The organism is Nostoc sp. UIC 10607 (assembly GCF_047228265.1).
In the GTDB taxonomy this organism is placed as follows: Bacteria; Cyanobacteriota; Cyanobacteriia; order Cyanobacteriales; family Nostocaceae; genus Nostoc; species Nostoc foliaceum_A.
Genome location: NZ_JBIQNW010000001.1, coordinates 38248 through 62858, shown reverse-complemented (window position 1 = coordinate 62858; position 24611 = coordinate 38248). Strand labels below are relative to the sequence as shown.

Genomic DNA, 24611 nt, shown 5'->3' with positions numbered 1-24611 from the left:
AGTAATGCTAATGACCAATGACTAATAACTAATGACTAATAACTAATTTGCAACGTCACCGATGCTTCTACTTCTTGTTCACCACCAACAACAGGGGTGGAAGCATCAGCTACCTTTGCAGCCTCAGCCCTTAAAAACATGGGTGGTGGGGGTGGAGTTGCATTATTAACTTGAATGCTCACCACTTCTTTGGGTTTGAAACCCAAGGCACTGAAAACAGCATCAGCTTGCTGCTGGGCGTCTTGAGTAGCTTCTTTTAATGCTTGTTTTTGCGCCCTTGCGATCGCTTCATCATTCGCAACAAAACTAATACCATTAATTTGTGTTGCACCCGCTTTCACTGCATCATCCAATAATGTACCAGCTTTCTCAGTAGGAATGCTAAAACTCACGGTGTTATTGGCCGCATAGCCTGTAATTCTCTGCACATTATTGGTGTAGCTGTAAACTGGATTAAGTCGAATACCAGTAGTTTGTAATTTTTCGACATTTTGGCTCTTGAGGAACGCAACTACAGCCGATGACCTCCGGGCGGCTTCTTGCTGTACCTCCTGTGCTGTTTTTCCCTGAATCTCCACTCCTAAAATGACTTGCGCCAGGGTTGTAGGAATTGTTTCTACTCCGCGACCACTGACACTAAGGGTTCGCCACAATTTCTCTTTTTCTTGTGCCAATGCAGGTAGTGTAAAATTTACACATAAAAGCATTGCCAAAGGCAGTATTTTCCACATATTTCCATTGGGAAACTGAGAACCTGTTAAAGCGGCTCTAGTCATAAAATTTGCACTCCTCAAAGTATCCACAGATGTTTTTAATAAACGTATGTAGCAATTTTCTGGTGGCTGTTGAGAGCCAACAGCTACCACAAGTTTTTCACAACTCAAGTGCGATCGCTAGATACGATTTGTATGTTCTTACTTTGACACTGCCATAGTCAAAAGCTGAAATGGTTACATTTTTTGAAACTAAAAAAATTCCACTAACCTTTTTGGAGATTACGAAGAATACACCAATCCATCACACGAGTTCAAATCAAACAGGACAATATAATTCACAGAATTTGAATTTCTAGGCTTCCTAGACTGTCTGTAGTCCCGGTTTGGGAAGTTTTCTGGCAGCGCTTGATTGAGTTGACAAATGGTACAAATTATTTTGACTAAGCTGCCAATAGCGTCTCCATAGATAGACGTTTTTCAGAAACGCGTCAAAATCAAAGAGAAGGATTTTCACAGAACCCATGCATTTGTTAGATCCAATCAACTTCTCTTTTCCTCTGCTGGCTACTGCAACAGAAGCCGTAGACAGTTCAATGGTAGTAGCAGCAGTGCTACTAAGCTTAGTAGTCATTTATCTCGCCAGCAAAGTTGGTGGAGAGTTATCAAACCAAGTAGGTTTACCGCCTGTCTTAGGCGAACTAGTCGGTGGTGTAGTAGTAGGTATCTCTGTTTTCCACCTTTTAGTGTTTCCCGAAGGCAGCACAGACAGTTCTAACTCTTTGATCATGTCCTTCCTTCAAATCACTGCTGGTTTAACTCCTGAAGCTACACCAGCTGTGTTTGCAGCCCAGTCTGAGGTAGTTTCTGTTTTGGCAGAATTGGGTGTGATCATCCTGCTGTTTGAAATCGGCTTGGAGTCGAACTTAAAAGATTTAATGGCAGTTGGTATTCAAGCCACAGTTGTCGCAATAGTCGGGGTAGTAGTACCCTTTGCCGCTGGTACTGTGGGACTAATGACTTTATTTGGAATTGGTGCTGTACCCGCAATTTTTGCAGGGGCGGCTTTGACTGCCACTAGTATTGGGATTACTTCCAAGGTGCTGTCAGAGTTGGGGCGACTCAATTCTAAAGAAGGGCAGATTATTTTGGGTGCTGCCGTAATTGACGATGTATTAGGAATCATCGTTTTAGCGGTAGTTGCTAGTCTAGCTAAAGATGGCGTGGTGGATGTAAGCAAAGTCATTTATTTGATTATCAGCGCCACTGGTTTTATTTTGGGAGCAATCTTACTAGGCAATGTTTTCAATAAGTCCTTTGTGGCGATCGCGGATCAACTCAAAACACGCGGTGGACTGGTAATACCAGCATTCATCTTCGCTTTTGCTATGGCATACCTTGCTGCCGTCATCCACTTAGAAGCAATTCTGGGAGCTTTTGCGGCGGGTTTAGTCTTGGAAGAGACAGATAAGCGTAAAGAACTGCAAAGGCAAGTCTGTCCCATTGCCGATATGTTAGTGCCAATTTTCTTTGTGACTGTTGGGGCAAAAACCGATTTGGGAGTTTTAAACCCAGCAATTCCCGACAATCGAGAAGGTCTAATTATGGCAACTTTCCTGATCATAGTAGCCATTCTCGGTAAAGTAATCACAGGCTTAAGCGTGTTTGGTCAACCGGGAATCAACCGTTTAGCGATTGGTGTGGGGATGATTCCCAGAGGGGAAGTTGGATTAGTGTTTGCTGGTGTCGGCGCTGCTAGTGGTGCTCTCTCAAAACCACTAGGGGCAGCAATCATCATGATGGTTATCTTGACAACCTTTTTAGCTCCTCCTTTGTTACGATTTGTATTTCCAGACCCAAAAACTGTGGATGCAGGCTCAGAGCAATTGGTTTTAGATGGTTCCTCTGGAACTTCGTTGGTAATTGAACCACCTCAGTTGAGGGTACCAGCATCAAATGACAGTGGCAATTTAGAAGTGACCCCAGAATCTAGCGATCGCTAATCAAAGTCTTGGGTAACTATTACTGAGTTCTGAGTAATTTTCGCTCAGAACTCAGGACTCTGAACTAAGTACTATCACTAAGCTTTGAAGATTTGACGATTGTGCAGTGGAAACTTCTCTCCCCAAATTTCCGTCCCGTGTGATTGTAGAATAATCGTTTGTTTATAATTTCTACCAGCATTCGGAATGTTACTTATTTCCAGTCTCCCTTGGCTTGTGGGCCTTTATCTGAATATTTTCTAGATAATTGGGGAGTAACACCCATAAATCTTGCTAGATCATCTGACAGTAATGGGAATTATTTATTTAGTGCATTGATGGCAAAAAACAAAAAACAGTTATCAGTGAACGGTTATCAGTTATTAGTTTTCTAGCTTCCTTATGAGTAAGAGTTCCTACCTCTAAAGGTGGAAGATTTCACATGGAGATTTAATCCCAATATGAAACCTGATAACTGATTTATACCAACTTAAAAAATCACAAAAGGCATCAAAGTTTAAGTTTATGTGGCGACAGTGTGATGATTTACCAATGAGTTGAGATATTGACGGCTCCCATGAACGTGAATTAGGAGAAAGGACTGTGAAATTACACTGGCTACTACCCAGCACTATTGGAACTATCTTCATGCTATCGTCGCCTGCAATGGCCGCGAGACTAGAATCTTGGCGCTTTGATGCCAATCAAAACAGGCTGGAAATTAATACATTAGGGAATGTTCAACCCCAGGCACAACTAATTTTTAACCCGACTCGGCTGGTGATTGATTTACCAGGAACCACGTTCGGGCGTCCACAAATAACCCAACAGGTGGGCGGTGGAATTCGCTCGATCCGTGTTGGGCAGTTTGATACAGAAACAACACGTATAGTTGTAGAACTGACACCTGGTTATAGTTTAGACCCCAAACGAGTGAAATTTGTTGGTACAACTGGCGATCGCTGGACGGTGCAATTACCTAGACCAGAAGTTGATAGAGTAGCCTCACCTCCCACCTCATCTCCCAGAAGTGCTTACACTGTTGTTACCCCAGACTCTGAGCCGCAACCTAGTATTTCAAGGGTTGCCACTACTACACGAGGGGCGACTCAAATTGAGAGCTTACAAGTAACAGGCGATGGGTTGTTCATCCGCACTAGTGGTAGCAATCCTCCGATTCAGGTAATTCGCAGCCGCGATCGCGCTACCATCTTCATGGATATCTCTAGCGCATCTTTATCACCACGTCTTGCGAATAATATACCTGTTAACAAACATGGTATTAGCCGCGTCGAATTCACCCGATTACAAACCCAACCTCCTGGTGTCCGCTTGACTTTACGGGTAGATAAAAATAGCCCAGACTGGCGAGCAACTAATAGTAACGGTGGTGGTTTGGTAGTTCTGCCCAGTCGCGTTGTCAGATTGCCTGGAAGTAATAATTTTGACAATCAGTCAGAACCTGTTTCCCTTCCCAGCAGAGCATCTGCGAACTCGCCAGCTACAATTGAGTCTGTGCAACTGGCTGACAATGGCACACAACTGCTAATTAGAGGAGACCAAACTTTATCTGCCACAGGAAGTTGGGATAGATCATCAGGTCTGTTCCGCGTCACAATTACCAATGCAAAGTTAGCTCCCAGAGTTACAGGTCCTACTTTTGCTCCCAATAGCCCCATTCTCCGGGTACGTCTTCAACCCCAAGAACCTAATACAGTCGTTGTTTTAGTTCAACCAGCAGCCGGAGTGCAACTTGGGCAACCCCAGCAAATCGGCGACCAGCTTTTGGCTTTACCAATACAAGGCTCTCGTCGAATTGTTGCAATCCCCCCCGGCAGACCCCCCTTTGCTTTACCTCCGCTACCACCACCAAACCGGGGTCCATTCCCAGACCCAAACAATCCCAATCCCCAGCCTCCAACACAACCACAGCGCCGAGTTACCAATGGGCGAGTGGTGGTTCTCATTGACCCCGGACATGGCGGTAAAGACCCTGGAGCAGTAGGTCTGGGAGGCTTACGAGAAAAGGATGTAATACTGCCTATTAGCAAAAGAATAGCTCAGGTCTTGCAGCAAAATGGCGTACAAGTAGTTATGACGCGGGATTCTGACTATTTCGTTACTCTTCCGGGACGCGTGCAATTAGCAGAGCGGGCGAATGCTGATGTCTTTGTTAGTATTCACGCTAATGCAGTTGGCCCAGGCCGTTCTGATGTCAGTGGCTTAGAAACATATTATTACGATAGTGGTTTGGGTCTAGCTCGCACTGTCCATAACAGTATTCTCCAAAATGTAAATGTCAGAGATAGGGGAGTGCGGCGAGCCAGATTTTTTGTTCTCAGAAAAAGTTCTATGCCTTCGATTCTCGTAGAAACAGGTTATTTGACCGGTCGAGATGATAACGCTAAACTCAGAAGCTCCGCTTACCAAAATCAAATGGCAGATGCGATCGCTCGTGGCATCCTTCAGTATCTAAAGAGAAGATAAGTAATTTAGTCTAAATTATTGAGTAAATACATCTAATTTTTACCATTTTTATCCAATTTAGTAGTAAAACAATTTAAGTATTCTTGCTGCGGGACAGGAGTAGCTTCTTTGTTATTGTCATCTGATGCTTTGCAAGTCAAACTTATCTAAGCTAATGGCATGGCAAAATCAGAGGAGCGTGCTATATTTTACGCCATTAGCTGTGTCTTAATAACAGCGCAAAACTCAAGTGTGCGCGGTGACGGTGTGAGGATTTGCCAATATGTTGAGATATTAACGGCTCCCATGAATGTGAATTAGGAGAAAAGACTGTGAAATTACGCTGGTTACTATCCAGTACTATTGGGACTATCTTCATGTTATCGTCGCCGGCAATGGCCGCGAAACTGGAATCTTGGCGTTTTGATGCCAATCAAAACAGGCTGGAAATTAATACTTTAGGGAATGTTCAACCCCAAGCACAATTAATTTTTAACCCCACTCGTTTGGTAATAGATTTGCCAGGAACCACATTTGAGCGTCCGCAGCTAACCCAACAGGTGGGCGGTGCAATTCGCGCTATCCGTGTTGGACAGTTTGACGAACAAACAACCCGCATAGTCGTTGAACTAACTCCTGGTTATACGTTTGACCCTAAGAGAGTACAATTTGTTGGCAGAACTGGCGAATCCCCTGCGGGGACACTTCGTGAACGCTGGATGGTGCAATTACCTACGCCAGAAGCTGAAAATGTACCCTCAACAAATACTGGTGGGCAACAAGAGCAAGCTATAGCAACAGAAACTTCACCGAGAACATCTCCACCAGTCTTCTCGCCAAGAAATATTTACAACGTGGTGACAACAAGTCCTGTCAATCCACCTAAAAATGGAATGGTTGCCGCCAGGGTTACTCAAATTGATAACTTACAAGTCACAGGCGATGGTTTTTTCATCCGCACCAATGGTGGTAATCCTCAGATTCAGGTAAATCGTAGCAACGATCAAAGGGCAATTAACATCGATATTGCTGACGCTACTTTATCACCAAGCCTAGAACAGCGCGATTTGTCCATTAATCGCTATGGTGTCAGCCGCATTCAGTTCAGCCAACTGCAAACAAGCCCATCTGTTGTTCGCATGACTTTACAGGTGGACGAAAATAGTCAAAATTGGCGAGCAACTACTAGCAGTGTTGGTGGTTTTGTGGTTTTGCCCAGTCGTGGCATTGCCCAATTTCCTGGAGGTAATAGTCCACGCCCTATACCATCTACAAACACCTCACCTGCTACCATTCAGTCTGTGGAACTGGCTAATAACGGTACACAACTATTGATTAGATCCGACCAAGCTTTATCTGCTATAGGAGGCTGGGATAGAACTTCTGGTCTGTACCGCATTTCCATTAACAATGCTCAGTTAGCTCCCAAAGTTACAGGCCCGACTTTTAATGCTAATAGCCCTATCCTGCGAGTCCGCCTGCAACCACAACAGTCCAATACTGTCACTGTCTTGGTTCAACCAGCAGCTGGAGTACAAATTGGGGAACTCAACCAGCTTGGTGACCAGCTTTTGGCTTTACAATTACAACGCTCTGCTAGTGTCACACCCCCTATTGCTTTACCTCCTCTGCCATCATTAAACCAAGGTCAATTCCCAAACTCCATAGATAATCCCCGTCCTATCTCCCAACCACAGCCGCGCCCGTCGGTTCCCAAAGGGAAATTACTAGTTGTGATTGACCCAGGCCATGGTGGAAAAGACTCCGGTGCTCCTGGTCTGGGCGGACTGTTAGAAAAGGATGTAATCCTGCCTATTGGTAAAAGGGTAGCAGCCATTTTAGAGCAAAATGGTGTACAAGCAGTGCTAACACGGGATGCTGACTTTTTCGTAGAACTTCAGGGACGGGTAGACATCGCCGAGCGAGTTAATGCGACTTTGTTTGTCAGTATTCACGCTAATTCGGTTGATCGTCGTCCTGATGTGAATGGGTTAGAAGTGTATTATTACGAAAGTGGTTATGCTTTGGCTGAAGTAGTTCGCAATTCCATTCTCCAAGACATCCCCACCATTAAAGACCGGGGAACCCGCAAAGCTAGATTCTATGTTCTCAGAAAAAGCTCTATGCCCTCGATTTTAGTGGAAACAGGCTATATGAGTGGTTACGAGGATAATCCCAGATTGGGAACACCAGAGTATCAAAATCGTATGGCAGAAGCGATCGCTCGTGGCATTCTAAAATACTTACAGCGCTAATATAGTACAAATTACTAATTAAAAAGGTGGTATTTAGACTCCTTTGGCATCCAGAATTTAGTGGTCAATTAGCAAATTGTCTGCTAAATTCTGTATTTTAAATCCCAAAACCTAAATTAATATCTGCCTGTGTATTCATCTTCTATCTTTGAAGCTAATCTTGATGATTTTTCTGCTCAAGAACCCCAACGTGCCCCAATAGGTATTTTTGACAGTGGTGTGGGTGGACTGACGGTACTGCGACAACTATATCGGCAACTCCCCAATGAATCAATTATTTACTTTGGGGATACAGCTCGACTTCCTTACGGAATTCGTTCACAAGCAGAAATTTTACAATTTACGCGTGAAATTCTTACTTGGCTACAACAGCAGCGGGTAAAAATGGTAATTATGGCTTGCAACACCAGTTCTGCCCTAGCCCTAGAAACCGTGCGTCAGGAATTCAACATACCTATTTTGGGAGTAATTCTACCAGGTGCAAAAGCTGCGGTGCAGCAAGGAAAGCGGATTGGTGTAATTGCTACTCCAGCTACGGCTAAGAGTAATGCTTATAAGCACGCCATACTCGAAATTGCTCCTGATGTCCAAGTCTGGCAAGTTGGATGCCCAGAGTTTGTGCCACTAATCGAACAAAACCGCATTCACGACCCCTATACTGCTGAAGTCGCACGAGCCTATCTAGAGCCTTTACTAGAACAGGAAATTGACACTTTAGTTCATGGCTGTACCCATTATCCCCACCTTACACCAGTATTGCGATCGCTCCTCCCCTCTCAAGTCCAACTAGTTGATCCAGCTGTTCATGTTGTGGCAGCTTGTGCCCAAGAGCTAGACTTATTAAGCTTAAAAAATACCCACCTACCACTGCCAACTCGCTTCGCCGTCAGCGGGTGTCCGCAACAGTTTTCTCAGTCAGGAGTGCAATGGCTAGGCTATACCCCAATGGTTGAAGAGGTTTGCTTCACCGATACCGCTATTTCCCAACTCCAATAAAACTAATTTGTCCTTATACCAATTCTTTGTGAAACTGTACAAAATTAGGCTTAGTGAGACAAGGGGCTTAAGCCCCTTGTTTTATGCGACCTCACAGGTAATCGGTGTTAGTTCTTAGTCCTTTAATCAAAACAAATGATAAATGACGAAGAATGAAGGACAAATGACTATTGACTATTAACTGCTTCAGTCACTTTTGCCCTTACTGATATCTCTTGCTTGTGTTTTCCTTCGGCAGATGAAGGGAAAATTGTAGGAACATTCTTTGTACCCGTTCGCTTTGCCAGCGCTAATAACAGGTAGACCGTGAACAAATATCCAGACGCTAAAATAAAAATCATCATAGGTATACTTCCGTAAATCATTGTTCTACTAGCAGCTTTTCAAACGAATACAAAATTCCATAAAATTAGTAGAACCTCAGCCAACCAAGTGCATCCTTGATCGCTGTAGTTTCCTATGGTAAAATTACCTATAGAGATTAAATTCTCTACGGACAAAGAATTTATTGTTTGATGCGACTTCTTGCAGACCATAGATCCCACAGCAGTTAGATTGCCGTTTAGCAATCTAAAACTACGATTCTCAGCGGTCTACTTGATCTGCGTTATTATTGCTCACACTGCTGTGAAAAGAGCAATGCTTGCGCTCAACGTGCACTGAAGACGTGTAGCGGCTCCCATATGGGTATTGCATAGCTCCAAACCAGGAGTTTTGCATATCGTAGGAAAAATCAAAGGAATAATTCCTTTAATCTAAGCTACGACTAATTATTTTAGACTCACACCACTGATACAGTAAAACCACTTAGCAAGTGACTTACTTTTGGGGTGTGAATATCTGAAAAATTTATAATTCCTATATTTTAGCGTAACACAACAACCCTGAATTTGAAGCCCATTCGACTACTAAATTTAAATTTTTTTGAATAGCTACACTTCAGTCCTGAAGAAATTTAGTCTTACCTAATTGGTAGATATTTAAATAGCATCTATTTTGTCAATAAGCAATATTACTCAAACTGTACTTTGAATTTTAGCGATAAATGTGTACTAGGAAACTACTTAATATAATTTAAGCTGATATTTATTTTCATATACTGAGGATTCATGTTTTAAGTTAGATTAAAACCTGAGTTACCAAAAATTAAGCGTAATTGCTTATTGACAAACTCACAATTAACCTTACTTATCACCGATAAACTCATGAAAATGGGATTACCTGATGAAAACTTTGCGCTGGCACAGGGTTATCTTAAAATGAGTGTAGGATATGTAAACTTTCGTAACCTAAGTCAGAGTCCGCCCATCCATGACCCCAGCCACCTCCCTGTTTACCCCTGTGGAAGCAGACCTGCGACTACTAGCAGATAACCTAAAACAGCTAGTTGGAAACCGCCACCCCATTCTGTTTGCAGCAGCCGAACATTTATTCGGAGCTGGGGGAAAGCGTATCAGACCAGCAATTGTCCTGCTAATATCGCGGGCAACAATGTTAGATCAAGACATTACACCCCGTCATCGCCGCCTAGCTGAGATTACAGAAATGATTCATACAGCAAGCTTGGTACATGACGATGTGGTAGATGAATCAGACGTGCGGCGAGGCGTTCCTACCGTTCATAGTTTGTTCGGTAATCGCATTGCCATATTAGCAGGAGATTTTCTTTTTGCCCAATCGTCCTGGTATTTAGCAAACTTGGACAACTTGGAGGTGGTGAAACTGCTCTCAGAAGTCATTATGGATCTGGCTACTGGAGAGATCCAGCAGGGGCTGAATCGTTTTGATGCTGGCATCTCTATTGAAACTTACCTCCAAAAGAGTTATTACAAAACGGCTTCATTAATAGCCAACAGTTCTAAAGCTGCTGGGTTGCTCAGTGAAGTCTCCCGTGAAACTGTTGAGCACATGTATAGCTACGGTCGTCATTTTGGTATAGCATTTCAAATTGTTGACGATATTCTAGATTTCACCAGTACAACAGATACCTTGGGTAAACCAGTGGGGTCGGATCTTAAAAGTGGTAATCTGACTGCACCCGTTTTATTTGCTTTAGCAGAAAAACCATCCTTGGAAGTGCTGATTGACCGAGAGTTTGCTCAAGAAGGGGATTTAGAGCAAGCACTGGAACTAATTCAAGATAGTCAAGGTATACAGCAGGCACGAGAGTTAGCTGCTCACCACGCTAAGTTAGCAATTGAACATCTTGCAGTTCTCCCACCCTCAGAATCCCACCAGGCATTGATTAACATAGCTGAGTACACACTGAGTCGCCTATATTAAATCACTTACCAGTTATACAGGTACAAAATGGGGCTTTAGACCCCAAGCGAAACCTTCTACCTGTTCTTAGGTGGGAAAAATTGGCTTAATGGTAAGCTAAAATTTGAAAAATGTTCACAGATAACTGTTTGTTAACTAATTTTAGATTAAGCGGAAAATTAAGCCGATCGCTTAGTTCTTTAAAGAACTAAAAGCTTAGTGATCGGCATTAATTTCTCTTTATCAAAAACTTTTTCAAACAAATTTGAGATTTAAAATTTTGGATGTGGGATTGTATCTAAAAAATCCCACATCCAAAATTTTTCTATGCAATATCAGGGGGTATCTGTTTAGACGATCGCTGTTGTCGCAACTGTTGCTGCATAAGTTTTTCCAGATCAGTTCGCCGAATTTCAACGGTATGAGTGGTCTGACCCGGCGTTTCCAAAAAAATGATGCTATCTACGGGTTCCAATGCCACCAATTGGAACAAAATATGGGTGACAGGAATAATTTTAGCTAGCATTTGAGGGTCAAGCCCAGCAGGGGAAATTAGAGAGACATCCTGTATGGTAGGGAAAGCGTAAATCACACGCTTTTCCAATCCTGGATTAGCACGATTGCTCAATGTAGTTAAAACCCAGCTTGACTCCGAATTTTGGAGAATATAGTACTGGGAGTAACGTAATTTTTGAGCGATCGCTCTAAGGGCAGGAGCAATTGCTGCAATCAGATGTGGTGTTATACCATCGCGGGGTGCATTGTCAATCAGCAATTGAATTTGTGCTTCTAAATCCATAATGACTTGTATACGGCTCCTGGGTAATGGCAATAACATCTATCAAAGTGTGAACAATCCCATCGAAGTTGGGAATAATAAAATCAGCCACATTCTCAATGTAGGATTGGTCTGCGTTTAGCTTATACGTAAAACTGAAAAAGCCAATACCCACAGTCGTACAGGTTGTATTTAAATACTTAGGGTCTTTTGAAAACCGAGACTATGAATTCAGCCGCAACCGCAACTATTCCATCTGCAACTATTCTGGGAGAAAATTCTAAAGGCGTGGAGGTGATCTTTCAACTCCTGTCCAGGGAGTTTCAACAATCAACCAAAGCTTCGGAACAGAATTGCCACGACGTAGCAACACGTATTACCACCGAAGTATATCGGATTTGCCATGAAAGCAAACGTATCCAAGCTTCTGGAACTGTAGAAAGCTCGGCGATGACCCTGGCTCGGCATCGGCTACAGCAATGTCTCAGGTACTATCAGTTGGGTTCAAATCGGGGCAGGGTAGAATTACACAGTACTCTGAGTGCAATTATTTATCGATACATTAATCCGCCTCAGAAGCAATTGAGTTATCAAGGGCGACTGACTATAATTGAAGATTTCTTACAAAGTTTTTATCTGGAAGCATTAAACGCTTTCCGGCGAGAAAATCAACTCGGTGCTACTTATCGCCCTCAGACGCTTCTAGAATTGTCCGAGTACATGGCATTTACCGAGCGCTACGGCAAGCGACGCATTCCCTTACCAGGCCGTCAGCAGCAGCTAATTATCTTGCGGGCGCAAACTTTTTCCCAACAGCAGCCCCCAGAAACCAGCGTAGATATAGAACAAGCCGCAGAAGGCAGCAATAGTGAAGCCGATGGTTCTTGGGAAGAACCAGCAGTGCATCAATTGCGCTCCACAATGGCAACGCAAGCCGAACCTGAACCTGAAGAAGATACCTTGCGTTCCGTTGTGGTTACAGAATTAATGAATTATCTCGAACAACGGCAACAATCTGACTGTGCTGATTACTTTTCCCTCCGCCTCCAGGATCTATCAGCGCAGGAAATTGAGTCGATTTTAGGTTTAACCCCTCGTCAGAGAGATTATTTACAGCAGCGCTTCAAGTATCATTTGATTCGGTTTGCATTGTTACACCGTTGGGAATTAGTTCACGAGTGGCTGGAAGCCTCTTTGCACACCAATTTGGGCTTAACTCCCCAGCAATGGCAAGTATACACAGCACAGCTGGACAATAAGCAACGGTCTTTATTAGAGTTAAAGCAACAAGGACAAGCCGATGAAAAAATCGCAAAAACTTTAGGGCTGTCAATGGCACAACTTCAAAAACGATGGTTTAAGATTCTTGAGCAAGCTTGGGAAATTCGTAACTCATTAGTTTCCGGATCAGGTGCATCTACTCATGAATAGTGACTCAGAATCCTTACAATCTCAGTGTCTCGGTTGGTTATTGATAGATGATGTCAAAAATACCGAGCAATCTGTAGAATGTGAGCAAAATGACGGGGTAAAAAACCTCCACAATGAAGCCACTGCTTCAAAAAGCAATGAGCCAAAATTGGGAGGAACACCCCAGACCTTTCAATTGGGAGAAATTCCTACTGTGCAAGATCGTTTTCAAGCCGTCCTTAAGCGTCGGTTACAAATCCAAGCCCAAGACCACCCACCTTTGTTTCCCTGGGAAACACAATTAATCGACTATCCCGATTTTGTTGATGAGCCGTCGATGACGCTCGTTCCTGCCTGGGGGTGGATGGTACAACAGTCAAAGCTGAACCTGCCGCGTCCCTTACCGGAGAGAGTTTTCCAGCAATTGCTGGAAAAATGTCAGGCGATGGTGACATCTTCGGTACCGCTGGGAGCAAAATTAGTTCAAGTGGTGGAAAACTTTTTTCCCAACGAGTCTCAAGCACTAAACGATATCGCGGGATTGGTACTAAGAAGTACCTATCGGTCTGTAAATACTCTGGAGACAATTCCCAATATTCAGAGCGATTACTCAGATTTACAACCGCGTCAACAGATGGCTTTGTCGTTGCTAGCAGCTAAACAACTGCTGGAAAATCTGACTCTACCACTTTCAGCAACTAGTCCAGTGGTAGAAAGAGAATGGCTAACCAGTGTCGGTACTTTAAATATCAGAGTAGAGTATCAGTCTGTAGGTAAACTTACTAAGTTACTTGTCCAGGCTGATTTACCCGTTAAAGGAACTTTGACACTTCGGGGAAGTGGCACTTTAGCAATGGCAACATCTTCGACTTCGGAGTACTTAAGTGTAGAGTTAGGCTGCGAGCAACTTAACCCAACTTATACCCTGGAAGTTGAGTTTCCAGAAATAGACCAACAGCCGCTCTTATTTGTCATTAATCCCACTGTGTAACCTTAATTGCCACCGCTAGTACGTAATACTGAATATCTTAAGGTAACCTTTTCTAGCTGTTGCCTTGGGGCTTTGTCGTCTTATCGACATTACTAGCAACAGGGTGCTTACTTGTATCGTTTGCGGAATTTAAGGCGTGGAATTAACCAGTGGGTGTAGACTTACCCTCCACCCCATAACTGATTTTTTGTGGGTACTCGTCAGGACACTCGGTTACTAGCAAAGCCTGAGAAACGAGTTAGTTTCTTGTGTTATGCTGATTTTGCCTCGCCTCTATTTTACCAAGCCACCAATTTTCCAAAACAAAATTTATTCGCTGGCATTGTTTTTTATACACAACTATGTTCTTTCTTGGTATCAATACGGTTCAGTTAAGGGCTACTGGCAAAAATTTTGGGTTTTTGAGACGCAATAAATCGCCGTCTCTATAAGTTTTTTGTTCTTATCTGAACTGTATTGCTCTTGGTATTACAGTTCGTGGTAACTTCATATACCAATGTACTTGGTTAAGGCTAAAACTCTTTATCAAAGTCAATTTATTTAACTTTGACGCATTCACGGAGCTTCTGTCTGCGACACGCTGCGCGTAAGTGTCCCGCAGGGAACGTAGAGAAGCAGCTACCGCAGAGGCGCAGAGAACGCAGAGAGAAAAAAGAAATGCTTAACCCAAGCGTATCGCGTTACTTCTAAGGGAAAGTAAGCTACATCTGTTCCTTTGCTTCCCTTGTCCACCAGGAGAAGGGAAGCATAAGGAAAGGATAACAACAGGGTTTTCAAACTCCAGCGAGGGGTTTTAATTTGTAAAATACGCGCTAAACCTTCATAGTTGCTTAAAGGCAGGATAAGAAAGCTTCTTCTAAGGGGAATACTTTAAAGTAGGGCGAACAGTTTCGTCCTCAGCATAGTTTCCGTGGCATCTACACTTAGACTCGAAATGCTCAACTTATCCAAGATGAATCGGTTTTGGCGTGTCCCTGTAGGTAATTTCTGGCGGCAAAATCCGCAGGGGTCGCCTTTGATAGAAGTGGAAGATTCAATTTCCTTGCGGGTGCTGGTGCTAGCGTTGGTTATTTTGGGAATTGGGGCGACGGATATAGCGGCTGAAACTTCATTCAGTTTTTGGGCGTTACCTTTGAGTGTATTAGGTGCGATTTGGAGTTACTATCGTCGCTGCGATGCCAATGTTGCAGTTAAGTTTTGTATCGCTATAGGAATGTTAGTAGCACTGGGTGCTTTCTTTGGGCGGTTGGTGGGGGAGTTGAATGATACGCGGTTGAGTTTAGCAGAGTTATTAATTCAACTCCAGGTGTTGCACAGCTTTGATACACCCCGCCGGAAAAATTTGGGTTATTCGATTGTTATAGGACTAATTTTATTGGGTGTGGCGGCAACGCTAAGTCAAACTTTAGCATTTGCACCTGTGTTGCTGTTATTTTTAGCGATCGCTCTGCCAACTTTAATATTAGACTATCGCTCACGCTTGGGTTTGCAGCCCTTAAAAACTCAAAAGGAAAAATTCAATCAGAAGAATTCCTCAACTCTTAATTTTAAATTTTTAATTCTGACTTTTTTGCTAATTGTCAGTCTGGGGCTGGCAATTTTTGCTGTTTTACCCAGATTCCCTGGCTATCAGTTACGGAATTTTCCTGTAAGTTCTGCTATTCAAGTAAAAGGCAGTTTCACAGGACGTAGTATCATCAATCCCGGTTATGTCCGCCAAGGTAATGGTAATAATCAAGGCAGTGGTAGCGGTGGTACAGGACAAAACCAAACTGGTCAACCAGGTAAAGTAGATAATAACTTTTATTACGGTTTTAATAGCCAGATTAACCAAAACTTGAGGGGCGAGATGAAACCTAAAATTGTGATGCGGGTGCGATCGCAAGTTGAGGGTTTTTGGCGAGTACTAGGATTTGACCGTTATACAGGTAAGGGATGGGAAGTTTCCCGTAATGAAAATGTTACGACCATCAAGCGATCGCCTTGGTCTTACCAAATTTTCCTGAACCCACCTTTGATTACTGGTAAAACTCAAGAGATAGTGCAAACTTATACAGTGGTGGCGGATTTGCCTAACCTAATTCCGGCGATGGCTTATCCCAAAGAGATTTACTTTCCGACACCAATGATCGCGGTTGATACAGAAAATGGATTGCGATCGCCTGTGGAATTATCAGAAGGACTCACCTACACAGTAGTTTCTGAAGTACCATACCGCGATCGCACTTTATTAGGTCAAGCTTCTAGTAATTATCCGCAACAGATTAAAAAGCATTATCTGCAAATTCCTCCTGAAATTGCTGAAAAAGTTCGGCAACGCACCGAAGAAATTCTCGCTAACTACAATCGTGAACGAGTCGCAAAGTCTTCTAAAAGCCTAGATTCACCCTATGAAAAGACTCTCTACCTAGCTCAATACCTCAAGCAAAACTACTCTTTTCCCCAAAATCCCTTAGATTTGCCTTATTTGGGAGAAAAAGATGACTTAGTAGAAGCTTTTTTATTCAAATATAAAGGTGGTTATCCAGACCACTTCTCAACAGTTCTCACGGTAATGCTACGTTCTATTGGTATCCCAGCGCGGTTGGTAGCAGGGTTTAGTGCAGGACAATTTAATCCATTTACAGGGCTATATATTGTCCGTAATACTGACGCTTATGCGATGACGGAAGTATATTTTCCGAAATATGGCTGGTTTGCCTTTGACCCGATTCCCAATCATCCTCTGATACCACCTTCAATCGAAGATACTCAGACTTTTAGTGTATTACGCCAGTTGTGGCATTGGGTTGCTGGGTGGCTACCTTCTCCGGTGACAGGTTTGTTGAATAATGTATTTGGGACAATATTGAGGTGGGTGATTAGAGCGATCGCTTGGTTTTTAGCTTTATTCTCTCAAGGATGGTTTGGTGTATTAACTGGTTTAATTTTGACAACCACAGCAGCTTTCTTCGGTTGGCTGGGTTGGGGCCAGTGGCGAGAGTGGCGCAACCGCCGATGGTTAAAGAAATTGCCAGCAATGGAGAGCCTTTATCAACAAATGCTGCAATGGACAACCCAAAAAGGTTTAGGTAAGCATCCAGCACAAACACCTTTAGAGTATGCCAAAGGATCGTACCAGCATCATGCCCCAGCGACTGCTGAGGTTATAGATGAGATTAGCCAAGCCTATGTTGGTTGGCGTTATGGTGGTCATGCTCCTAACTTGAAGCGATTACGACAAAGATGGCAAGAACTGAAAAAGGCTGGTAAGACTGATAAGTAACCCAAGTTGTAGGTTATCAACTGATCTGTGTTTGTTACCCTCAATTCATGCGATCGCAAGATTACCTTGGTGTTTTCTTAACGCTTGATACATATTGCTAGAAATTTAAAGAGTAATTTTTGACATGGTTATTCTCAGAACTCTGAGAATAACCATGTCACTAAATCACGAAGAATGCCTTGCCATACTTGAGCAAATTCGCTGGAGTGGAAAGCCAAAATGCCCATATTGCGAATCAACCAACGCTACTGCATACAAGAATGAACGCAGGTATCACTGTAACGAATGCTTTACCTCATACAGTGTTACGGTGGGTACACTTTTTCACAAGACTCATGTAGAATTACAAAAGTGGTTTTTAGCAATTCACCTTGTCCTGAATTCACCAGGGGGTGTTAGCGTGCGTCAGCTTGCCAAAGAAATCGGAGTCAATAAGAATACTGCTTGCTACATGATTGAGCGTATCCATAAAGCTAGGGTTGAAGAGCAGGAGCTATTACAAGAAGTTATGAAAGTATAAGTATATTTTTAGATAAACCAAACTCATGTAAATGGATAGATTTAATATTTTGTTTGAATTGTAGCTCAATAATGAGAGGTTTTATATGCAAAGATATCCAGGACAAATACTAGCATGGTGTTCTGAAGTAATAGTAGGTATATTCATTACACACCTCCTTGTAAATAATCCTACACCTATGAATATAGTTATTTTCGTAATAATTATATTACTTTTATTAGGCATTCATTTTAGAAAAAATATTAATATTATGTATGACAGGATACGAAGCCAGGATAAAATTAGTGAGCTAAATGAAGAAAATAGTAGTTTGAAAGACGAAATTCATAAATTAGAATTTGCTTTAAAATACGAAAACGAAAAAATTAATAAGGCTATCAATAGCCTAACAAATAAGTTACCCTTAGATAAAGACGAAGATATACATATTCTCCAAAACGTATCTGCACGAATAGAGCAACTTGCTAACCAATTTAGCAAAGACTTAGATGTGGCAGAACGCATGAGTACGTCTCAAGCCGAGAGGATTCAAGCAGCGTTTGCCACAGAAAAAGCAGAGCAAGAAAAAGAAAAAATACAGTCGAGTACAAATTATTAAAATCATATTCAATTTAGCTATATACTCTCCAAATCACAAGTCTATGATTATAGCCGTTGCTTTAAAGCTTTTTCTATTAGCTCAAAGTAGTAATTTTGTATATCTGTAGGGTTATTTGTCTTGAGACTATTGAGCAGAGAAATATACCTTTTTAGATTCTTATAATCAGCTAACATAGACACTTTGCCATTATTAATAGGTTCAATTACCCAAGTTTTAATAATATCTAAATCACCAGCGATAATACTATAAATTACAATAGTATCCATATTAGTTATATCCTTTTTAACTTCTTCATCGGAATTTTTTCGTCCAGCAATAAATGGGTTGTTAGAATTATAGTATTGGTGAACAAGATTTTTATATTGCTGTCGCATTTGTTGTATCTTGGTTGCCAGTTGTGTGAAGTCTTGAATAGTTTTGTTTAGGTCTTTATTTTGAGACATAAATAGTCATTTTTACATTTTACCTATAAGCATGAATGGTATACACTAACTGCCAAAGGATCTACACCGCTAACTAGGACAGTGCATTTTTATTTATCTACTTTCATCAAAGCCAGAGTGAAAAGATAGTAAAACTTATGTACTATTATGCGATCGCACTCCCGCCACCAAATTCAATTTACAGCCAAGATTCGTAAGACAATTCCCTCACTTGCCTTACGCGCTCCAAATCACTATCCTGTGAAATAATTGTCACATTATGACGCAAAGCGATCGCAATTTCAGATCCCCTAGCAGTCAAAACTAACTCTGGCATAATCAAATATAGTCCGCACCTAAAAGAAGAGATTAAAGGCACTATAGTTTGCATTTATTTTGGATAATTTCTCAAATTAGCTATTATTCTGGATTTCATCTAACTTGGCACGCACTGCCTGAATATCCTGCCACATCAACCATTTCGGCGCACCTTTTTCTTTAGAAGGGTTACGCAGCAAATACGAAGGATGAAAAATTGGCATACATAAACGTCCTTCCCACTCCAGCCATTGTCCGCGAATTTTCGTAATTCCTCGCTTATCGCCAGTGATTCCTTTGACAGCAGTTGCACCTGTTAACAGGATTATTTTGGGGTCAACTAGGCGAATTTGTTCTAATAAATAGGGTAGACAAGCCGCCACTTCTGTTGGAGTAGGAACTCTATTATCTGGTGGGCGACATTTATTGATATTGGCTATGTATACATCTTGCTCGGTAGTCAAATTTACAGATGCGAGAATTTTCTCTAACAACTGCCCCGATCTACCTACAAATGGTAAACCCGTTTCGTCTTCATTTTGACCAGGCGCTTCCCCTATAACCATAATTGGGGCTTTGAGATTACCGCGTCCGACGACAGCATGAGTCCGAGTGTCTCCCAATGCACAACGGTGGCAGCGATCGCAATCCTGTGCCAACTCCGTCATGGCAGAATAAGTTCCGGGAGCGATCGGAATTTTCGCGTCTGTAGGAATCAGTTCTCGTTGGTTAAGGGTTGAGTCGTCGAAGAGGCTGAGTTGGGTTTCGCTGCTCATGAAAATTAGGATTTTGGCATCAGCACCATCTGTCTTATCTGAGTTAAATACTGCTTTGGTTGGAGATTTATCAGAATAAATAGACTTTTGCTGAATACTTAATTATTTATACAAATCTTATTGTATCAGTTAATTTGAGACAAAATTCAGTCATGATAAAAGCAATGCCGTCCTAACATGCTGGGGGAAACCATGTCACATACCCCATTTTTCGCCGATCGCACCCATGCGGGTGAGGAATTGGCGCAAGTGATTCATGATGTTTTGACTCAGCAAGCTATTGATTCTGGGGTAAAGCCTGTACCAATTGTTTATGCTTTGCCAAGAGGGGGTATACCAGTAGCAGCACCAATAGCACGTCTTTTGGATTGTCCGTTGACAATTGTTGTGGCGAAAAAGATTAGCCATCCAGAAAACCCAGAGTTAGCAATTGGTGCAGTGACTACTTTTGGAAATGTGCTTTGGACTGATCAAAAGCTATTTCGCCTTAAACATGATGCGCGGTGGCGGGAAGTAGCTTTAAATAAAGCGATCGACCAAGCTAAATCTCTTGAGGCTCAATTAATTCCTGCTTGTCCGCAGGTGAATACAGAGAATGCTACGCTCATCTTAGTTGATGATGGCATTGCTACGGGTATGACAATAGCGGTAGCGGCAGTTGCTATCAAAACGCTTTCTCCAGCAGCAGTTTGGCTATGTACTCCAGTAGCGCCACAAACATTGCTACCCTGGTTAGAACAGTGGGGCGATCGCACAATTGTCTTGGAAACACCAGAATCTTTTAGGAGTGTGAGTAATTTTTACGCCCAATTTCCCCAAGTAGATACATTAGAAGTTCTCGTATACCTCCAGCAACAAAAGACAATAGGGGAAATGGATCTGTGTGAGTAATTTTAAATTGTTTCCCTGTCTTGCTTTTTAACTATTTGGAGATGTTCCTTGCTGGTATTGCATAGCTTTGGCATAATCGCCCAAGGCGTAGCAAGCAGCTTTCAGACTCGCAAGAGCTTGTTCTTCACTGCGCCGATCTTTAATCTTCCTAGCTAATAGCAAACGTTCTTCATAATACTTCATGGCTTTAGCATAATCACCCAAAGCTTCACAGGCAACTCCTAAACTACCTAAAGACTGTTCCTCGCTACGCTTATCTTGAATTTCTTTGGCTAATTGCAAACGTTCTTCATAATACTTAATAGCTTTAGCATAATCGCCTAAGGCATAACAAGCATTCCCCAAGTTCTTTAGCACTTGAGAAGCACTGCGAACATTTTTTAATGAGCGCGCTATCACTACACATTGCTCATAATAAGCGATCGCTTTTGGGTAATTGTCCAAAGCATACCAAGCATTACCCAAATTCTTGAGTACCTGTTCCTCTCCCCAATTATCTTTGAGTTCGCGCACAATCTCTAGGCTTTGCTGCTGATACTCAATTGCTTTTGTAAAGTTGCCTAAAGCTTTATACACCAATCCCAAATTATTCAGTGCCGCCACTTGACTTCGTTTGTCTTGCAACTGTTGCGTTATTTTCAAACACTTTTCCAGAAACTCAATAGCCTTGTTATGGTCATTCAGGTGACGATATGCATTGCCTAAATGGGAAAGTGCTTGCATTTGCACTGCTAAATCTGAGGTGTTCTTGAGCAAAGACAGACACTGTTGTGAGTAGGAGATAGCACCTTTGTAATCTCCAGCGCTGTAAGTTACCAATCCTAAAAAAGAAAGTGCCTGTGCTTGTTTTTGCAAATCCCCAACTGCCTGAAACAGTCCCAAGGATTGTTGTAAAGACTTCAGTGCTGCTATTAATTCACCAGTTTGCTGCTGTTGAACTCCTTGGCGTAGTAGATTGGATGCTTCTGATAAATTTTCGTCACTTTCCTGTAAAGGTAATATTTCTGCTTGTGAACCAGAATCAAATTCATGAGTAATTGTATTACGCTTCACTGGTTTTAAGTATGTTATGGGTAATTGCAGGGGAACTGTATTTTTCGATCTGTTATTCCATTCGTCTTTAGACATCAACCCTACCTGTTAAGTCTGTTGGTAAATCTAGTGTTCCCAAAACCAGAAGGTATCTTTCATCAGGTTGGTTTACCACAGCCTACGTTTAGCAGGGGTGAGAGTTCATCATAAGCGATCGCTTCGTTATTGAATCGTTGATCGAGGCTTTCAGATTACCACCTATGAAGAGTAATAACTATAGTTGTTACTTAGCCAATAGGAAACTTTCAAATATAAAAACGTCTTTAAAGCGCAGAGTGTCAATCCTGGGAAGAATTGCTGCTTTTAACCTACTCAACAAGAATGTAAATTTCAGAAGTTTAGGCGAGTGTGTTTTTAAAACTAGAAAATATAAAAATATTTTTTCAAGGCAATGTATTACTAAAAGTGTGAGCCTAGTAATCTTAGTTTCACGCCTTTAATTGTCTGTCTCGGCTTTAATATCGATTATAAAAGTCGATATTGAAGCAAGCATTCATAGCAAGAATGTTATTTAACATTTCTATGATCAACATCTGCGCTGTATGTATGGTGCAATATCTCTCGCACCTCCATTAAAATTTTTCCTAGCATATTTTTACCACTACCATCGGCTCCGCAACCCCAGTAAAAATCGATGGGCGAGTTTTCAACAATTTCTGCATTGCCTGTGGAAAGTAAGATATCCCTGATATCTGTATGAGTTTGAAATTTACATAGGACAGCTTGCCGCATGATGTCGTCTTTAACTTGTTCCCAATCTTGACGTAGGGGACGGGTTCTTTCACGCCCCATTATTGCCGCATCTTTGGGTGTTTTGACTAGGCAGATTTGTTTTACATGAGGTGTACCTACAAACTTTTGCGCTTGAAAGTAGTGTTCGCTAGTTGGCCAATACAATCCATCTAATTCAAAACCGTGCGGCGAAAAGTTAGAGAAACAGCCATATTCTTCATGAGTGCTATAAAAGTAGATTGTCATAGAAGTTGATAAGCTGTTCTATATATAGTGTGCATATCTAAATTTAATCAAAGTCTTGTGAGATGGGCATCTTACCCGCTCTAATTATACAAGTTAAAGGTGGAACAGCTTTTTAAATTGTGTAACATAGTTTGGTTAATTCTTGCCTACTTACTTAGTTGTAGGAGTTTGCTAAAGTTAAGATAAAGAATATCAATAATTAATCCTCCCTTTCCTCCTGAAAATGCGGGGCTATGTCCGCTATTTCTGAGAGTATTTGGGAGGATGTTCAAGAGATAAATGTCACTAATCTTCTAAGTATTAATTATTGACTCAATTTAAACGCACCTGTTAAAAGTTAGGTGTTGATTCAACCAACAGGTACAGAAACATTTGGCACAGAGACATTATTTAGGATAGGCTGGCGGGTTTTCAGATCAAACTTGAAGCCATGTGGCAAGATATGAAGCTTTGCTCCGCAAATTGCCAAAGGTTCATCCTTCAATATTTCGCCCATATTGTTGTATGTAGCCTCTGATTCATCGACAATCGTAACCGCACCTTCACCAATCACTTCAATTTGGTTATCTGTAACTACCATAGCGGTATTCTCGTCAATACCGAATCCCAAAACAGCAGGTTCTAGTATTAAAGCTGAAATTAAGCGTCCCAAGCGTCCACGCTGAGAAAAATGCTGGTCAATTACCACTCCTGGTAAAAAGCCTAAACCGGGGCCCATTTCGACGGTTTCAATGCGAGGATGTGTCTGTGAATCACCTTCCACTATCATTTTATCTGGCATCACGGCTGCTCCAGCGCTTGTGCCTGCAATAACTATACCTTCAGAGAACCGTTGATGAATCGCCTTATCTATTTCGGTACCCTTAAGGATGCTGGTGATGCGAGCTTGGTCTCCCCCAGTAAAAAATACCCCAGTTGCTTTACTAATTGCTTCTAATGCGGTAGATGAAGATGCATCTTCGCGGGTTTCTGTATCAAGGATGCGAACATTCTCGGCTCCCAATCGCTCAAAAACTCTAATATAATTTTCTCCGACTTCTCTTGGTAATTCTGTCGCTGCCGTCATAATTACAATGTACGCCTTCGTACCGCCAGCGCGTCGCACAAAGTCCCGCAGAATTTGGGAATCTCCATCCTTGTCTTCAGCTCCGCCAATAATTACCAACTGCCGTTTGGAATTACTTTCCACCATGATGGCTCCTGATGTGAGTTAATAAATTTCACTAAATCATGACAATTAAACTATCAAATCATCCCTTTGGTAGATCACCTGATAGAAGGTAGTATTAAAATTTGTTTGCGATCGCATCGCAATTGGGATCAACAGATTTTTGGGAAAAATTACATAAAAAGCTATCCTCATTAATTTTCGTTGACGTAATAAAACCCATAGCACCAACTACCTCTAGAAATATTTTCTAGAGGCATTGTTGATTATCTTCTTGCTAATTGACGATTGAAAATTTATCGTGCAATTGTTAAATAACTGGTATTAACTCTAGCCAAGTAAATGAAATGTTTGATGGTCATTCCTAATGAATACGACTTCTGTAAAGCAAGTTAGTTAAGAAAAAACGTGCTTGTTCCAGTGGCAGATGCCTGGGTTTACCTTGGTAGACAATTTGATACTCATTCATGTCCGGGCCGTCACCATGCCCAGAAATCAGCTTTTGGTGAAAAGCTTCCTCAGCAAGTTGCCGAATTTCATCTCTTAGAGCAGCTTTTGTGCTATTCATGCTTTGCTGTCTTTTCAATACCGCACATTTATTTATACAAACTATTGGGTGGGTGTTGTACCCTTCAAAAGTTATATCTTTGACTATTCATGAGGATGAATTGGCTTTGCTGAGGGAGGGGTGATTTAATTATGCCTTGAGATAGTTGAAAAGAGTTAC

General features: G+C 41.9%; 20 protein-coding genes. 11 read left to right on the top strand and 9 right to left on the bottom strand.

Annotated features, from left to right (window positions below; all coding sequences use genetic code 11):
• Positions 1-35: 35 nt before the first annotated feature.
• Entirely contained in the window at positions 36-776 is a 741-nt protein-coding gene (locus tag ACEYW6_RS00260) for an SIMPL domain-containing protein (protein ID WP_412978186.1), read from the bottom strand.
• Positions 777-1237: 461 nt separating this feature from the next.
• Here ACEYW6_RS00260 and ACEYW6_RS00255 point away from each other — a divergent pair, with 461 nt between their 5' ends.
• The 5 genes from ACEYW6_RS00255 (at position 1238) to sds (ending at position 10695) form a co-directional block, all read left to right on the top strand.
• Positions 1238-2716, top strand: coding sequence for a cation:proton antiporter (locus ACEYW6_RS00255; RefSeq protein ID WP_412978185.1), 1479 nt, complete (start codon positions 1238-1240; stop codon positions 2714-2716).
• Positions 2717-3298: 582 nt separating this feature from the next.
• Positions 3299-5182, top strand: coding sequence for an N-acetylmuramoyl-L-alanine amidase (locus ACEYW6_RS00250; protein ID WP_412978184.1), 1884 nt, complete (start codon positions 3299-3301; stop codon positions 5180-5182).
• A 311-nt stretch (positions 5183-5493) separates the two neighbouring features.
• Entirely contained in the window at positions 5494-7416 is a 1923-nt protein-coding gene (locus ACEYW6_RS00245; RefSeq protein WP_412978183.1) for an N-acetylmuramoyl-L-alanine amidase, read from the top strand.
• A gap of 129 nt (positions 7417-7545) precedes the next feature.
• Positions 7546-8412, top strand: a complete 867-nt coding sequence (gene murI, locus ACEYW6_RS00240) for a glutamate racemase (protein ID WP_412978182.1) — start codon at positions 7546-7548, stop codon at positions 8410-8412.
• A gap of 1311 nt (positions 8413-9723) precedes the next feature.
• Positions 9724-10695: a solanesyl diphosphate synthase gene (sds, locus tag ACEYW6_RS00235; protein ID WP_190896647.1), complete on the top strand. Its 972-nt coding sequence runs from the start codon at positions 9724-9726 to the stop codon at positions 10693-10695.
• A 304-nt stretch (positions 10696-10999) separates the two neighbouring features.
• On the opposite strand, the gene ACEYW6_RS00230 is transcribed toward sds, so the two are convergent.
• Positions 11000-11473, bottom strand: coding sequence for a hypothetical protein (locus ACEYW6_RS00230; protein ID WP_412978181.1), 474 nt, complete (start codon positions 11471-11473; stop codon positions 11000-11002).
• A 204-nt stretch (positions 11474-11677) separates the two neighbouring features.
• Between ACEYW6_RS00230 and hetZ the strand changes: the two genes are divergently transcribed.
• The 5 genes from hetZ (at position 11678) to ACEYW6_RS00205 (ending at position 18236) form a co-directional block, all read left to right on the top strand.
• Complete coding sequence (gene hetZ, locus ACEYW6_RS00225) at positions 11678-12883, top strand: heterocyst differentiation protein HetZ (protein ID WP_190896643.1); 1206 nt, start codon at positions 11678-11680, stop codon at positions 12881-12883.
• Positions 12876-13853 carry a PatU gene (locus tag ACEYW6_RS00220; RefSeq protein ID WP_412978180.1) on the top strand — a complete coding sequence of 326 codons (978 nt, stop codon included), beginning with the start codon at positions 12876-12878 and terminating at the stop codon, positions 13851-13853. Before hetZ ends, ACEYW6_RS00220 begins: the two co-directional genes overlap by 8 nt.
• A 952-nt stretch (positions 13854-14805) precedes the next feature.
• Positions 14806-17118 carry a DUF3488 and DUF4129 domain-containing transglutaminase family protein gene (locus tag ACEYW6_RS00215; RefSeq protein ID WP_412978430.1) on the top strand — a complete coding sequence of 771 codons (2313 nt, stop codon included), beginning with the start codon at positions 14806-14808 and terminating at the stop codon, positions 17116-17118.
• Between the two features lie 154 nt (positions 17119-17272).
• The gene (locus ACEYW6_RS00210; protein ID WP_412978179.1) at positions 17273-17638 is read left to right on the top strand and encodes a transposase; all 366 of its coding nucleotides are present in this window, start codon (positions 17273-17275) and stop codon (positions 17636-17638) included.
• An 85-nt stretch (positions 17639-17723) separates the two neighbouring features.
• Positions 17724-18236: a hypothetical protein gene (locus ACEYW6_RS00205; protein ID WP_412978178.1), complete on the top strand. Its 513-nt coding sequence runs from the start codon at positions 17724-17726 to the stop codon at positions 18234-18236.
• A 47-nt stretch (positions 18237-18283) separates the two neighbouring features.
• Here ACEYW6_RS00205 and ACEYW6_RS00200 read toward each other — a convergent pair whose 3' ends face one another.
• The 3 genes from ACEYW6_RS00200 to ACEYW6_RS00190 form a co-directional block, all read right to left on the bottom strand.
• On the bottom strand, positions 18284-18682 hold the full coding sequence (locus tag ACEYW6_RS00200) for a hypothetical protein (protein ID WP_412978177.1): 399 nt from the start codon (positions 18680-18682) through the stop codon (positions 18284-18286).
• Positions 18683-18860: 178 nt separating this feature from the next.
• A complete protein-coding gene (locus ACEYW6_RS00195; protein WP_412978176.1) occupies positions 18861-18998 on the bottom strand; it encodes a hypothetical protein in 138 nt (45 codons plus the stop codon).
• Positions 18999-19074: 76 nt separating this feature from the next.
• Complete coding sequence (locus ACEYW6_RS00190; RefSeq protein ID WP_412978175.1) at positions 19075-19755, bottom strand: uracil-DNA glycosylase; 681 nt, start codon at positions 19753-19755, stop codon at positions 19075-19077.
• 192 nt (positions 19756-19947) lie between these two features.
• Between ACEYW6_RS00190 and ACEYW6_RS00185 the strand changes: the two genes are divergently transcribed.
• Positions 19948-20646, top strand: coding sequence for a phosphoribosyltransferase (locus ACEYW6_RS00185; protein ID WP_412978174.1), 699 nt, complete (start codon positions 19948-19950; stop codon positions 20644-20646).
• A 27-nt stretch (positions 20647-20673) separates the two neighbouring features.
• Here the strand turns inward: ACEYW6_RS00185 and ACEYW6_RS00180 are convergent, their stop codons facing one another.
• From ACEYW6_RS00180 to ACEYW6_RS00165, 4 genes are all read right to left on the bottom strand, one after another.
• On the bottom strand, positions 20674-21774 hold the full coding sequence (locus tag ACEYW6_RS00180; protein ID WP_412978173.1) for a tetratricopeptide repeat protein: 1101 nt from the start codon (positions 21772-21774) through the stop codon (positions 20674-20676).
• Positions 21775-22245: 471 nt separating this feature from the next.
• Positions 22246-22716, bottom strand: a complete 471-nt coding sequence (locus ACEYW6_RS00175; RefSeq protein ID WP_412978172.1) for an NADAR family protein — start codon at positions 22714-22716, stop codon at positions 22246-22248.
• 349 nt (positions 22717-23065) lie between these two features.
• Positions 23066-23908, bottom strand: a complete 843-nt coding sequence (locus ACEYW6_RS00170; protein ID WP_190896629.1) for a cyanophycinase — start codon at positions 23906-23908, stop codon at positions 23066-23068.
• 340 nt (positions 23909-24248) lie between these two features.
• On the bottom strand, positions 24249-24452 hold the full coding sequence (locus ACEYW6_RS00165; RefSeq protein ID WP_190896627.1) for a hypothetical protein: 204 nt from the start codon (positions 24450-24452) through the stop codon (positions 24249-24251).
• Positions 24453-24611: the final 159 nt, after the last annotated feature.

Coding starts and splice junctions, on each gene's coding strand:
- ACEYW6_RS00260 (WP_412978186.1), bottom strand. CDS start 776: ATGACTAGAGCCGCTTTAACAGGTTCTCAGTTTCCCAATGGAAATATG.
- ACEYW6_RS00255 (WP_412978185.1), top strand. CDS start 1,238: ATGCATTTGTTAGATCCAATCAACTTCTCTTTTCCTCTGCTGGCTACT.
- sds (WP_190896647.1), top strand. CDS start 9,724: ATGACCCCAGCCACCTCCCTGTTTACCCCTGTGGAAGCAGACCTGCGA.
- ACEYW6_RS00230 (WP_412978181.1), bottom strand. CDS start 11,473: ATGGATTTAGAAGCACAAATTCAATTGCTGATTGACAATGCACCCCGC.
- hetZ (WP_190896643.1), top strand. CDS start 11,678: ATGAATTCAGCCGCAACCGCAACTATTCCATCTGCAACTATTCTGGGA.
- ACEYW6_RS00220 (WP_412978180.1), top strand. CDS start 12,876: ATGAATAGTGACTCAGAATCCTTACAATCTCAGTGTCTCGGTTGGTTA.
- ACEYW6_RS00215 (WP_412978430.1), top strand. CDS start 14,806: ATGAATCGGTTTTGGCGTGTCCCTGTAGGTAATTTCTGGCGGCAAAAT.
- ACEYW6_RS00210 (WP_412978179.1), top strand. CDS start 17,273: ATGTCACTAAATCACGAAGAATGCCTTGCCATACTTGAGCAAATTCGC.
- ACEYW6_RS00205 (WP_412978178.1), top strand. CDS start 17,724: ATGCAAAGATATCCAGGACAAATACTAGCATGGTGTTCTGAAGTAATA.
- ACEYW6_RS00200 (WP_412978177.1), bottom strand. CDS start 18,682: ATGTCTCAAAATAAAGACCTAAACAAAACTATTCAAGACTTCACACAA.
- ACEYW6_RS00195 (WP_412978176.1), bottom strand. CDS start 18,998: ATGCCAGAGTTAGTTTTGACTGCTAGGGGATCTGAAATTGCGATCGCT.
- ACEYW6_RS00190 (WP_412978175.1), bottom strand. CDS start 19,755: ATGAGCAGCGAAACCCAACTCAGCCTCTTCGACGACTCAACCCTTAAC.
- ACEYW6_RS00185 (WP_412978174.1), top strand. CDS start 19,948: ATGTCACATACCCCATTTTTCGCCGATCGCACCCATGCGGGTGAGGAA.
- ACEYW6_RS00180 (WP_412978173.1), bottom strand. CDS start 21,774: ATGTCTAAAGACGAATGGAATAACAGATCGAAAAATACAGTTCCCCTG.
- ACEYW6_RS00175 (WP_412978172.1), bottom strand. CDS start 22,716: ATGACAATCTACTTTTATAGCACTCATGAAGAATATGGCTGTTTCTCT.
- ACEYW6_RS00170 (WP_190896629.1), bottom strand. CDS start 23,908: ATGGTGGAAAGTAATTCCAAACGGCAGTTGGTAATTATTGGCGGAGCT.
- ACEYW6_RS00165 (WP_190896627.1), bottom strand. CDS start 24,452: ATGAATAGCACAAAAGCTGCTCTAAGAGATGAAATTCGGCAACTTGCT.